The organism is Phreatobacter sp., from assembly GCF_016793595.1.
Classification (GTDB): domain Bacteria; phylum Pseudomonadota; class Alphaproteobacteria; order Rhizobiales; family Phreatobacteraceae; genus Phreatobacter.
The window spans coordinates 406,461-418,718 of record NZ_JAEULY010000002.1 but is presented as its reverse complement, the minus strand read 5'-3'; the positions used below and the strand labels follow the sequence as shown (position 1 = coordinate 418,718).

At 67.7% G+C, this 12,258-nt stretch carries 13 protein-coding genes; 10 read left to right on the top strand and 3 right to left on the bottom strand.

What is annotated here, in order from left to right; all coding sequences use genetic code 11:
- Nucleotides 1-170: 170 nt before the first annotated feature.
- A complete protein-coding gene (gene prmB, locus JNK84_RS02700) occupies nucleotides 171-1,091 on the top strand; it encodes a 50S ribosomal protein L3 N(5)-glutamine methyltransferase (protein WP_293420250.1) in 921 nt (306 codons plus the stop codon).
- 3 nt (nucleotides 1,092-1,094) lie between these two features.
- Here the strand turns inward: prmB and JNK84_RS02695 are convergent, their stop codons facing one another.
- Nucleotides 1,095-1,586: a GNAT family N-acetyltransferase gene (locus JNK84_RS02695; RefSeq protein WP_293420248.1), complete on the bottom strand. Its 492-nt coding sequence runs from the start codon at nucleotides 1,584-1,586 to the stop codon at nucleotides 1,095-1,097.
- A gap of 11 nt (nucleotides 1,587-1,597) precedes the next feature.
- A complete protein-coding gene (ettA, locus tag JNK84_RS02690) occupies nucleotides 1,598-3,250 on the bottom strand; it encodes an energy-dependent translational throttle protein EttA (RefSeq protein WP_293420246.1) in 1,653 nt (550 codons plus the stop codon).
- A gap of 208 nt (nucleotides 3,251-3,458) precedes the next feature.
- On the opposite strand from ettA, the gene JNK84_RS02685 reads away from it, so the two are divergent.
- Entirely contained in the window at nucleotides 3,459-3,827 is a 369-nt protein-coding gene (locus JNK84_RS02685) for a hypothetical protein (RefSeq protein ID WP_293420244.1), read from the top strand.
- 46 nt (nucleotides 3,828-3,873) lie between these two features.
- Here the strand turns inward: JNK84_RS02685 and JNK84_RS02680 are convergent, their stop codons facing one another.
- A complete protein-coding gene (locus JNK84_RS02680; RefSeq protein ID WP_293420242.1) occupies nucleotides 3,874-4,857 on the bottom strand; it encodes an alpha/beta fold hydrolase in 984 nt (327 codons plus the stop codon).
- A 322-nt stretch (nucleotides 4,858-5,179) separates the two neighbouring features.
- On the opposite strand from JNK84_RS02680, the gene JNK84_RS02675 reads away from it, so the two are divergent.
- From JNK84_RS02675 to JNK84_RS02640, 8 genes are all read left to right on the top strand, one after another.
- On the top strand, nucleotides 5,180-5,863 hold the full coding sequence (locus tag JNK84_RS02675) for a TetR/AcrR family transcriptional regulator (RefSeq protein WP_293420240.1): 684 nt from the start codon (nucleotides 5,180-5,182) through the stop codon (nucleotides 5,861-5,863).
- A 65-nt stretch (nucleotides 5,864-5,928) separates the two neighbouring features.
- Nucleotides 5,929-6,879 carry an ABC transporter substrate-binding protein gene (locus JNK84_RS02670; RefSeq protein ID WP_293420238.1) on the top strand — a complete coding sequence of 317 codons (951 nt, stop codon included), beginning with the start codon at nucleotides 5,929-5,931 and terminating at the stop codon, nucleotides 6,877-6,879.
- An 11-nt stretch (nucleotides 6,880-6,890) separates the two neighbouring features.
- The gene (locus JNK84_RS02665; RefSeq protein ID WP_293420236.1) at nucleotides 6,891-7,664 is read left to right on the top strand and encodes an ABC transporter ATP-binding protein; all 774 of its coding nucleotides are present in this window, start codon (nucleotides 6,891-6,893) and stop codon (nucleotides 7,662-7,664) included.
- Nucleotides 7,664-8,422: an ABC transporter permease gene (locus JNK84_RS02660; RefSeq protein WP_293420234.1), complete on the top strand. Its 759-nt coding sequence runs from the start codon at nucleotides 7,664-7,666 to the stop codon at nucleotides 8,420-8,422. Before JNK84_RS02665 ends, JNK84_RS02660 begins: the two co-directional genes overlap by 1 nt.
- Entirely contained in the window at nucleotides 8,419-9,183 is a 765-nt protein-coding gene (locus JNK84_RS02655; RefSeq protein WP_293420232.1) for an ABC transporter permease, read from the top strand. Before JNK84_RS02660 ends, JNK84_RS02655 begins: the two co-directional genes overlap by 4 nt.
- A 13-nt stretch (nucleotides 9,184-9,196) precedes the next feature.
- Nucleotides 9,197-9,973 (top strand): cyclase family protein, encoded by a 777-nt coding sequence (locus JNK84_RS02650; protein ID WP_293420230.1) that lies wholly within the window; start codon nucleotides 9,197-9,199, stop codon nucleotides 9,971-9,973.
- A gap of 123 nt (nucleotides 9,974-10,096) precedes the next feature.
- Nucleotides 10,097-11,119, top strand: coding sequence for an SMP-30/gluconolactonase/LRE family protein (locus JNK84_RS02645; RefSeq protein WP_293420228.1), 1,023 nt, complete (start codon nucleotides 10,097-10,099; stop codon nucleotides 11,117-11,119).
- 328 nt (nucleotides 11,120-11,447) lie between these two features.
- Nucleotides 11,448-12,257, top strand: a complete 810-nt coding sequence (locus tag JNK84_RS02640; RefSeq protein ID WP_293420226.1) for an ABC transporter ATP-binding protein — start codon at nucleotides 11,448-11,450, stop codon at nucleotides 12,255-12,257.
- The last annotated feature ends 1 nt before the right edge of the window (nucleotide 12,258 follow it).

Sequence of the window (12,258 nt, the reverse complement as noted above, 5' to 3'; positions counted from 1 at the left end):
CATGCCCGCGAACCCGGTGATCCGCAAGGCGACCATCGCCCCCGACTTGGGCAAGGCCGTGGCGGGATCGCCGTTTCGCGGCCTCGCCCGGCGCGCCGGGACTTGAAGCCCGCCGCCGCGCGCATTAGCAGGGGCCAAGCTGGCGCCCGGCCCAGCAGGAGACCCGCCTGATGGCCCAGCCAGCCAGCCCCGCCGACGACCTCATCACCGTGCGCGACCTGCTGCGCTACGGCGTCTCGCGCTTCTCGGCAGCGAAGCTCACTTTCGGCCATGGCACCAGCACGGCGCTGGACGAGGCCGCCTTCATGATCCTCGAAGGCCTGTCGCTGCCCATCGACGATCTCGCGCCCTGGCTGGAAGCGCGGCTGACACGCCCCGAACGCGAGAAAGTGATCGGCCTGATCGACGCGCGCGTCTCGACCCGCAAGCCCGCGCCCTACCTGCTCGGCCGCGCCTATATCCAGGGCATCCCGTTCCGGGTCGACGAGCGCGTCATCATCCCGCGCTCCTATCTCGGCGAGCTGATGATGACCGGCGGGCTGGAGCAGGACGGCCTCGGCCCGGTTCCCGAACCTTATGCGGTGGCCCGCGCCCTCGACCTCTGCACCGGCTCCGGCTGTCTCGCGATCCTCGCCGCCATGGCCTATCCGAATGCTACCGTCGATGCCGTCGACCTCTCGCGCGACGCGCTGGAAGTGGCGAAGCTGAACGTCGCCGATCACGGCATGCAGGACCGCGTGTCGCTGCTCGCGGGCGATCTGTTCAGTCCGGTGGCCGGCCGCCGCTACGACCTGATCATCGCCAACCCCCCCTATGTCGCCAGGGCCGAGGTCGACGCCTTCCCTGCGGAATATCGCGCCGAGCCGGTCATGGCCCATCTCGGCGGCGCGGACGGGTTCGACATCGTCCGCCGCATCCTCGACGAGGCCGGCAACCACCTCACCGCGCGCGGCGGCATCCTCTGCGAGATCGGAACGGGCCGCGACATCCTCGAAGCCGAATACGACCTGCCCTTCCTCTGGCTCGATTCGGAGGAGAGCGAGGGCGAGGTGTTCTGGCTGTCGGCGCGCGATCTCGGGCAGCGGGTTTGAGGCTCAGTCTCCGGCGAGCCGCGCCAGCGCCTCGCCTTCCAGCCGGTAGAAGACCGCCGGCCTGACCTTCATGCCGAGCCGCTCGTAAAAGCGCTGGGCGCCCTTGTTGTCAGGCTCGGCCGTCAGGTCGATGCGCCTGATGCCCTTCCCGGCCGCGAACCGCGCCAGAAAGCGCATCATCGCCTCGCCGGTGCCGAGGCTGCGCGCCTCCTCGGCGACAAAGAGGTCTTTCAGGAACAGAAGGCCGCCAAGACGCCGGCCCGGATGGATCAGCGCGAAGAAGGCGATGCCGGCGGGCTGGCCAGCGTGGAATGCCAGCGCGACCTGCGTCCCGAGTTGCGTATCGGCCCGGATGCGCTCCATCAGCGCGACGACGTCGCCCGCCGCGTCCGGCTCATCGCCGGGACGATAGAACCGGTCCATCGCCTGATTCATCGCGGCGATGGCGGCGTCGTCTCCCGGGCCCGCAATGCGGATCGTCAAGTCGTCCGCCATCCCCGCTCCGGTCAGCGCGAGAACTTCTTGTACTGGATGCGCTTCGGAATGGTCGAATCGATGCCGAGGCGGCGCTTCTTGTCTTCCTCGTAGTCCTGGAAGTTGCCCTCGAACCACTCGACATGGCTGTCGCCCTCGAAGGCGAGGATGTGGGTCGCGATGCGGTCGAGGAACATGCGGTCGTGGCTGATGATCACGGCGCAGCCGGCATAGTCCTCGAGTGCTTCTTCGAGCGCGCGCAGCGTGTCGACGTCGAGGTCGTTGGTCGGCTCGTCGAGCAGCAGGACATTGGCGCCGCGCTGCAGGATCTTGGCGAGGTGCACGCGGTTGCGCTCACCGCCCGAGAGCTGGCCGACCTTCTTCTGCTGGTCGCCGCCCTTGAAGTTGAACGCGCCGCAATAAGCGCGGGCGTTGATCTCGCGCTTGCCGAGATAGAGGATCTCGTTGCCCCCGGAGATTTCCTCATAGACGGTCTTGTTGTCGGCCAGCGCGTCGCGCGACTGATCGACATAGCCGAGCTTGACGTTGTCGGCGATGACGATCTCGCCGGCATCCGGCTTCTCCTGACCCGCGATCATGCGGAACAGCGTGGTCTTGCCGGCGCCGTTCGGGCCGATAATGCCGACGATGCCGCCTGGTGGCAGGCGGAACGACAGGTCGTCGATCAGGAGCTTGTCGCCGAAGGCCTTCGACAGTTCCTTGAACTCGATGACGTTGTTGCCGAGCCGCTCGGCGATCGGAATGATGATCTGCGCGGTGGTCGGGCCGGCCTCGGCCGCCTTCTTGACGAGATCGTCGTAGCGCTGGATGCGGGCCTTGTTCTTGGCCTGCCGCGCCTTGGGCGAGGACCCCATCCATTCGGCCTCGCGGGCGAGGGTTTTGAGGCGCGTCTCTTCCTCGCGGCCTTCCTGAATGAGCCGCTTCTGCTTCTGCTGGAGCCAGGACGAGTAGTTGCCCTCGTAGGGAATGCCCTTGCCGCGATCGAGCTCGAGAATCCAGCCCGTGACGTTGTCGAGGAAATAGCGATCGTGGGTGACGATCAGGATCGCGCCCGGATAGCTGCGCAGGTGGCCTTCGAGCCAGGCGGTCGTCTCGGCGTCGAGATGGTTGGTCGGTTCGTCCAGCAGCAGGACTTCCGGCTGGTCGAGCAGCAGGCGGCAGAGCGCGACACGGCGCTTCTCGCCACCCGACAGCTTGTCCACGGCCCAGTCGTCCGGCGGGCAGATGAGGGCGTCCATGGCCTGGTCGACCTGGCTGTCGAGATCCCACAGGCCCTTGGCCTCGATCTCGTCCTGGAGCCTCGCCATCTCGTCCGCGGTCTCGTCCGAATAGTTCATGGCGAGTTCGTTGTAGCGGTCGAGGATCGCCTTCTTCGCGGCGACGCCGAGCATGACGTTCTCACGAACCGTCAGACTGGCGTCGAGCTGCGGCTCCTGCGGCAGGTAGCCGACGCGCACGCCCTCGGCGGCCCAGGCCTCGCCGGTATATTCCTTGTCGGTGCCGGCCATGATGCGCAGCAGGGTCGACTTGCCCGCGCCGTTGACGCCGAGCACGCCGATCTTGGCGTCCGGGTAGAAGGAAAGATGGACGTTCTCCAGCACCTTCTTGCCGTTCGGATAGGCCTTGGTCAGGCCGGACATGTGATAGGCGAACTGGCGGGCCATGGGGTCGCGCCTCCTGAAGGAACGGGCGTATCGCTGGGGTTGGCCGCGAGATAGCGGGCGCGGGACGCCGCCGCAAGCCGGGCCCCGCGATTTGCTGGCATTCTGCCCGGAATATACCCAAGGTGACCCTGCGACACGCTGCGGCAACAATGGCTGGGGAATGTGCGCACCGGGGGCCGCGAGAGCCCCGATCCGACGGGAGTTCTTCATGACCATGCTTCGTTGCGCGGCGGCCGCCGCCATTCTGGCCGCGAGCGTTGCGACCGCGGGAGCCCAGCAGCTCACCGGCCGCTATCAGGTGATCGGCGACAATGGCAACGGCACCGGCTATCGCGGCGTCGCCGAGATTTCCGGCACGGCCGGCGGCAATTGCGCGATCCGCTGGGCCATCGTGAACACGCCGCCGACGCAGGGGTTTTGCATGCGGCAGGGCAATGTGCTTTCCGCCGCCTATCGGCTCGGCAATTCCATCGGGCTCGTCGTCTATCGCCTGAACGACGACGGTACGCTCGACGGCACCTGGACCATTGCCGGGCAGGAGGGCGTCGGCAAGGAGCGGCTGGTTCCACAGCGCTGACCTGTCCGGGCTGGCGACGCGCGGCCCCGGCCGCGCGGCCTCTGCCTCAGCGGAGTTCCGCGAGGAACGCAACGAGCAGGTCGCGGACCTCCTCCGCCCGCTCCTGCTGGATCCAGTGTCCGGCTCCGTCAAGGATATGGGCGCCCCGGCAGCCCGGCAGCGTCCTCGGGAAAGCCTCGATCTGCGCCTTCGACGCGGGGAAATGCATCACCCCGTCATTCGCCCCCGCGATGAACAGCGAGGGCTGCCAAATCGGCTGGCCTCGCCAGGGCGCCATCAGCGCAGCGTTGCGCCGCAGGCAGCGATACCAGTTGAGCCCCCCGCGAAAACCGGATTGCCGGAACTGCTCGGCCATGTAGGCCATGTGGTCCTCGGGGAGCCACGCCGGCAACACGCCCGGCGGATCGGTATTGTCGAGGATGCCGCCGCCACTCTTCATCCGGATCATCGACTTGCGGCGATCGGTCCGGTGGCCGAACCCGTCCTGATAGATTCGGTGCAGACTCTCGCGTGGATCGCGGTCGAGTTCGGCGTCGGCGACGCCCGGCGCCTGAAAATACTGGATGTAGAAGTCGCGGATGCCGAGCTTTTCGAGCGAGGTCAGCATGTCGGTATAGCCCGGCGGGGTCCACGGCACGCTCATGCCGACGACGGCCGGGAAGATGTCGGGCCGCAGCAGCGCGCAATGCCAGGCGACGGGCGCACCCCAGTCGTGACCGGCGATGACAGCCGTCTCCGCGCCGAGCGCCTTCACAAGCTCGACCTGATCGGCGACGAGATCGAGGATCGAATAGCGCTCGATCTCGGCCGGCGCGTCGGTGCCGCCATAGCCGCGCATGTCCGGCGCGACGGCCCGGTAGCCGGCGGCAGCCAGCGCGATCAACTGATGTCGCCATGAGGCCCAGCCTTCCGGCCAGCCATGGGTGAACAGGACCAGTGGCCCCTCCCCGACCTCGGCGTAGCGGATGGTGATGCCGTTGGCCCTGACGGTCTTGAGCGCGATGGCGGGATCGTGGTGCTCGCCGGACATGCATGAGGCTCCCGAGGAACCCAGACCCTGCCGGAACGGTTACCCGTTGAACACCCTGACAGGAGGCGCATATGCCGCGCGGCGACAAATCGGCCTACACGGACAGGCAGCGGCGCGGCGCGCTGCCCGGCGCTCCGCCTCCGCGAAGAAGGCGGCCGAAACGCGTGCAACCTGAAGGTGAGAGCCAACAGCCGACACAGCGCCAACAGCCTCGACCTCGGCCGAACGATAGAGAGACCGCTCCTGCGACAGGCCGCATCCCGCCGTTGACTCGCCTGGGCACATCATCTTGACTGATCGAACAGTCAGACAACGGGACCGGATGCCGACCAACCTCGCCACTGCCCGCGCCAAAGCGACGTCGAAGGAAGAGATCCTCGACGCGGCGGAGCGCCTGTTCGCCAAGTTCGGCTTCGACGGCACGAGCATGCGCGAGATCGCGCAGGAGGCGGGCGTCGCGCAGGCGCTGCTCCATTACCATTTCAAGACCAAGGAAGGCCTGTTCGAGGCCATGTTCTCGCGCCGCTCGGGCGCGATCAACCGCATCCGCCTCGCCCGGCTCGACGCCATGATCGCGCGCGGCACGCCGACGCTCGAGGAGATTGTCGATTCCCTGCTGCGCCCGACCATCGAGGCCGGCCACGACCCCGCGCGCGGCGGCTCGACCTTCGCCAGCCTCATCCTCGTCATGGGCGCTTCGAACCTCGACTGGCAGAAGGGCCTGATCTCCGCGAGCTATGACGCCATGGCCAAGCGCTACATCGCGGCGCTGCGCCTCGCCCTGCCGGAACTGACCCAGGCCAATGCCACCTGGGGCTATCTGTTCATCATCGGCGCGGCGCTGACCCAGATGTCGCCGACCGGCCGCGCCGACCGCCTGTCGGACGGCGAGACCACCGGCGGCAATACCGAGATCATGCTTTCGCGCGCGGTCGCCTTCGCGGCGGCCGGCATGCGGGGGCTTGCCGCAAGGTCCGACCCGGAGACACAGCCGGGCCGAGCCTGAACCATCCAGAGAGCCGGACGCGAAGATCCGGGCACAGACATCATTCACACGAGAGGACGACGTCCATGACTGAACTCACTCGCCGCGGCTTCGCCGCCGGCATTGCGGCCGGCTCGACCCTGATCGCCGCCCCGGCCCTCGCCCAGGCACCGACCAAGATCACCATCGGCTATACGGCGGTCTCCGACTTCACCTCGGCCTTCGTCGCCAAGGAAGAAGGCTATTTCGCCAAGCGCGGCATCGACGCGACGCTCCAGCTGATCGCGCTGAACTCCAACATCCCCGCCGCCATGCAGGCCGGCTCCGTGCAGGTCGGCGGCCCGACGCCATCGGTCATGCTGCAGGCCAATGACGGCGGCCTCGATCTCGTGGCGGTCGCCGGCGGTTCCTTCACCCACAAGGACGTCGCCAATTACGGCTTCGTGGAGAAGACCGGCGCAGGCATCACCGACGCCAAGACCGCCGAGGGCAAGCGCATCGGCGTGCCCGGCATGAACGCCTTCCTGCACGTGCTCTTCCGCAAGTGGATGACCGAGAAGGGTGCCGACTGGAAGAAGGTCACCTTCGTCGAAACGCCGTTCCCGCAGATGGCGGACATCCTGCGCGGCGGCTCGGTCGACGGCCTCGTCACCGGCTCGCCGATCATGGAGCGCATCGTTCAGACCAATGTCGGCCGCGTGGTGTCCTACTTCCACAACGAGCTGCCGGCCGGCCTGCCCGCCATCCTCTATTCGACGACCCGCGCCTGGGCGACCGCCAATCCCGGACCGCTGAAGGCGTTCCGCGAGGGCCTCGCCGAGGGCAATGCCTTCGTCAACGACAAGGCGAACGACGCCAAGGTGCGCCAGATCATCGGCAAGTACATCCCGCTGCCGCCGGCCGTGCTCGCCAACGCGATCATCTCGTTCCAGAAGCCGACGATCACGGTGGCCGAGGTGAACTACTGGATCACCATCATGAAGGAGCAGGACATGCTGCGCGGCAATCCCGTCGCGGCCAACGTCGTCCTGCCGTGAGAGAGAGCGAGATGCTTGCCCGACCGCCTGAACCCGCCATCGCGTTCGATGCCATCCGCGTCGATCTCGGCGGCAAGACGATCCTCACCGACATCACGCTGGACGTGAAGCCGGGCGAGTTCATCTGCGTGATGGGCCCGTCGGGCTGCGGCAAGACCACCTTGCTGCGTGTCGTCGCGGGGCTCGTGCAGGCGAGCGCGGGCAAGCTCTCGCTGTTCGGCAAGCCCGTGCAGGGGCCAAGCCGCAAGGTGTCCGTGGTCTTCCAGGACTACGGGCGCGCCCTGCTGCCGTGGCGCGATGCGGCGGGCAACGTCGCACTGGCCCTCGAGGCGGCCGGCATGCCCCGGGCCGAGCAGCGCCCGCTGATCGAGACGCTGCTCGCCAAGGTCGGCCTCAAGGACCACGCCCACAAGTTTCCGGGCCAGCTTTCGGGCGGCATGCAGCAGCGGCTCCAGATCGCCCGCTGCCTCGCGCAGGACCCCGAAATCCTGCTGATGGACGAGCCCTTCGGCGCGCTCGACGCGATGACCCGCCAGCAATTGCAGGACGAGGTTCTGGCGCTCGCCGCCGAGCGGAACACCACCGTTTTCTTCGTCACCCACGACCTCGAGGAAGCGCTCTATCTCGGTGACCGGGTGGTCGCTCTCCTGCCCAATCCGGGCCGGCTCGCGCGGATCGTCGACGTGCCGCTGGCGCGCCCGCGCAACCAGCTCACCACGCGCGAGCATCCCGACTTCCTCGCGATGCGCCGCGACCTGTTCGACATGATGCACGAGACGCACTGATGCGCTTCGCCAAGGCAGCGGCGCTGCCGCTTCTCCTGCTGGTCGCCGCCGAGTGGTGGTTCCGCGGTCCCGGCGCGGGATCGGAAAGCCTCGCGCCTCCCTCCGCAGCCTTTGCCGCCATCGTCGAGGCGCTCGGCGACGGCACGCTGGTCACCGCGACGCGCCAGACGCTCACCGCCGCCCTCGGCGGGCTCGCCATCGGCGCCAGCGCCGGTCTCGTCCTCGGCTTCCTCATCGGCCTGTCGAAAACGGCCATCGCGCTGTCGACGCCCTCGGTCGAACTGTTCCGCCCGATCCCGTCCGTGGCGCTGATCCCGCTGGCCATGCTGGTCTTCGGCTTCGGCTACGGCTTCGAGATGTCGATCGTCGCCTTCGCCACCTTCTGGCCCTGCCTCATCCTCGCGCAGGCAGCGGCCTCGCAGATCGAGCCGCGGCTGATGGAGGTCTCACGCGTCATCGGCCTGTCCTCGACGCAGCGCCTGTTCAAGATCGTGCTGCCGGCCGCCATGCCGCGAATCTTCGTGGCGCTCCGGCTCGCCGCCGGCTTCGCGCTGGTGGTAGCGGTGACCGTGGAGATCGCCGCCAATCCGCAAGGGCTCGGCTACATGCTGATGATCGCCCAGCAGTCGTTACGGCCTGAACTCATGCTCGGTGCGCTGATCTGGATCGGCCTGATCGGCTGGGGCGTCAATGCCGGGCTGAACGTCCTCCAGGGGCGGCTGTTCCGGCACCAGCCGGTCGCGGGAGGCAAGCCGTGACCTTGCGCAACCCCTTCGTCTTCATCGGCTCCATCGCCGTCGTCTTCGCCATCCTGTTCCTGTGGTGGCTGGCCTCCGTCACCGGCGCTGTGTCCCGCGCCTTCGTGCCGAACCCGTTCGACGCCTGGGCGGCGCTCGTGCGCGGCTTCTCGCGCGGCGATCTCCTGCCGCAGACCATCGGCACGGTCGGCCGCATGCTGCAGGGTTGGCTGCTCGCCAGCCTCATCGGCGTCATCCTCGGCGCCGCCATCGGCCTGTCGAAGACCGCCCGCGACTATCTCCAGCCGACGCTGGAATTCCTTCGGCCCCTGCCCGCCTCGGCGATCATTCCCGTCGCCATCGCGCTGATGGGCCTGTCGCCGGGCATGGCGCTGACGGTGGTCGCCTTCGGCTCGCTCTGGCCGACCCTGCTCGGCACGATCCACGGCTTCGCCGCCGTGGAGCCCCGGCTGAAGGAGGTGGCGCGCTGCCTGCAGATGTCGGGTCCGGCCTTCGCCTGGAAGATCGGCCTGCCCAACGCCATGCCCGACATCCTCGCCGGCATGCGCCTGTCGATGACGGTAGCGCTGATCCTCGCGATCATCTGCGAGATGCTGGCCTCGCAGGCCGGCCTCGGCACCGCGATCCTGCTCGCCGCGCGCGCCTTCCAGTCGTCGGAACTGTTCGCCGGCATCGCGCTGCTCGGCGCCATCGGCCTCGTCTCGAACCTGGCGCTGCGCGCCGTCGAAATCCGGGCGCTGGCCTGGCAAAACTCGCATTGAAGGAGGAAGCCCCATGCCACGCCGGATCGTCGACCTGTCCGTGTCGCTGAGAGCCGATATCGCCTCCGACCCGCCGGGCGCCCTGCCCTCGATCACCTATGTCGACCACAAGGCCTCGGTGGACAATATCCTGCAGTTCTTCCCCGGGCTGACGCGGGACCAGTTGCCGGGCGGCGACGGCTGGGCGGTGGAGCAGCTGAACATCTCCACCCATAACGGCACCCACCTCGACGCGCCCTACCACTTCCACTCGACCACCGATGACGGCAAGCCGGCCTGGACGATCGACGAGATGCCGCTCGACTGGTGCTTCCAGCGCGGCGTGAAGCTCGATTTCCGCCACCTGCCGGACGGCTATGTCGCGACGGCCGCTGATGTCGAAGCCGAGCTGAAGCGGACCGGCGTCGCGCTCCAGCCGCTCGACATCGTCGTGGTCAACACGGCGGCAGGCGCGCGCTACGGGCATCCCGACTATGTCGGACGCGGTTGCGGCATGGGCCGCGAGGCGACGCTCTGGCTCACCGAGCGCGGCGTCAGGATCACCGGCACCGACGCCTGGAGCTGGGACGCGCCCTTCATCCACACCGCGAAGAAGTTCGCCGAAACCGGCGATGCCGGCCTCATCTGGGAAGGCCACCGCGCCGGCATGGTGCGCGCCTACGGCCATATCGAGAAGCTGACCAATCTCGACCAGCTGCCCGCGACCGGCTTCATGATCTCGTGCTTCCCCTACAAGATCCACAAGGCCTCCGCTGGCTTCTGCCGGGCCGTGGCGATCTTCGAGGACTGAGGCAGGGCACGAACGCGGCGAAGCGTTTCGCCGCCGGGTCCGGCGCCCCCGCGCGACGCCCGACCTTCATTCCGACCGATACCGCGAAGCGCCGGAAGAGCGCCCGACCGCTCACGAGGAAACATGCCCGCCAATCCCCTTGACGGCTTCGTCGTCGACCGTACCCAGATCGGCTACATCGGCGAGGGGCTGCAACGACCCGAATGTATCCTGGCCGAGCGCGACGGCTCGCTCTGGGCGGCCGACGCGCGCGGCGGCGTCGTCCACATCAGGCCGGACGGCAGCCAGGAACTGATCACCCAGAACGATCCCGGCGCCTTCGCCGGCGCCAAGGACGACGCGACGCGCTTCACCGTCGGGACGCTGCCGAACGGCCTCGCCTTCGACCGCAACGGCGACATCGTCATCTCCAATTTCGGCACCGACCGGCTGGAGCTGATGAAACGCGGGACCGGCCGGACGACGGTGCTGGCCGACACGCTCGACGGCAAGCCGATCGGCAAGGTCAACTTCGTCCTGCGCGACAGCCGCGACCGCCTCTGGCTGACCATCTCCACCCGCATCGTCAACTGGATGGAGGCGATCTCGCCGAACATCGTCGACGGTTACATCGCCCTCTACGAGAATGGCAGGCTGCGCGTCGTCGCCGACGACATCGCCTTCACCAACGAGATCCGCTTCGACGCCAACGAGGAATGGCTCTACGTGGTCGAGACCTGCGGGCCGAAGATCACCCGCTTCCGCGCCGCCCCTGACGGCAGCCTCTCGGACCGCCAGACCTTCGGCCCCGAGGACCACGGCGCGCCGATCGACGGCATCGCCTTCGACGCCCACGGCAACCTCTGGGGCACCCACGTGATGATGGACCGCATCTTCGCGATCACGCCCGAAGGCGAGTTGCGCATCATCCTCGACGACCACGATCCCTGGACCAGCCGCGCGCTGATGCGGGAGTTCCGCGCCGGCGGCGCATCGGCGGAGGTCATGCTGGCCGCAGGTGGGCGCATCGCTCCGTGGTTCGCCTCCGTCACCTTCGGGGGAGAGGACCTCAGGACCGTCTATATCGGCTCGCTCCGCGGCACCCGCATCCCCTTCTTCCGCTCCCCCGTCCCGGGCCTCCCCATGGTCCACTGGAACGAGCGCTAGGGTCCTCCCGCCGCATTGGCGAACGCGCCAGGGCGGCGATCACACCCCTCATCGGGAAACAAACCGGCCTCCCCCGAACGTCGGAGACCGGTCTCCGACTGGCCGAAACCGATTTCGGCTAGTGGAATGATATTTCACGAATTTTGAACTTTGCCTTCGGCCAGTTTTCCCGGCCTTGCGGACAGGTCGCGGCAAAACAACGGATAATTCGCGCCCAGGCGGCATTGCGACACCGCACGTAATCTGCTCACACTGGCGCCAACGACAATGGCCGCGCCCGCAAGAGGCGACGCAACAAGCGAACGGCCTTCCAGGGAGAAGACTGCCGATGACGTCCGTTGGCACGGCGGAGGCATATCCGGAATCCGGTTCCGGCCCGTTACTCGCAGTCAAGAATATCTGCGTCCGGTTCGGCGGCATCATTGCGCTGAATGGCATTTCCTTCGATGTGACGCGCGGCGACGTGGTCGGTCTGATCGGCCCAAACGGCGCCGGCAAGACCACGCTCTTCAATTGCCTCAGCCGCCTCTACATCCCCAACGAGGGCGACATCCTGTTCGAGGGGCGCTCGATCATGAACGCCCCCCGTCACGCCATCGCGGCGATCGGCATGGGCCGGACGTTCCAGAACGTCGCGCTGTTCGACCACATGTCCGTGCTCGACAACGTCAAGGTCGGCTGCCACAGCCAGACAAGCGCCGGCTTCCTCGCCAGCATTCTCCGGCTGAACGGCGTCGGCGCGGAGGAGAAGGCGATCACCGACCGGGCGCGCGAACTCATCGCCTTCATGGACATCGAGCCCTTCGCCAACATGCCGGCGGGCCCTCTGCCCTTCCCGATCCGCAAGCGCGTGGAACTCGCCCGGGCGCTCGCGGCGCGGCCGAAGCTGCTGCTGCTCGACGAACCCGCGGCCGGCCTCAACCACGACGAGATCGAGGTCCTCAAGGAACAGATTCGGCGCGTGCGTGACGTGCAGAAGGTCACGACCCTGCTGGTCGAGCATCATATGAGCCTGGTCATGTCGGTGTCGGACAAGGTGGTCGCCATCGATTTCGGCAAGAAGATCGCCGACGGCACGCCGGCCGAGGTGCAGCGCGACCCCGAAGTCATCCGCGCCTATCTCGGAACGGGGGCCTGAC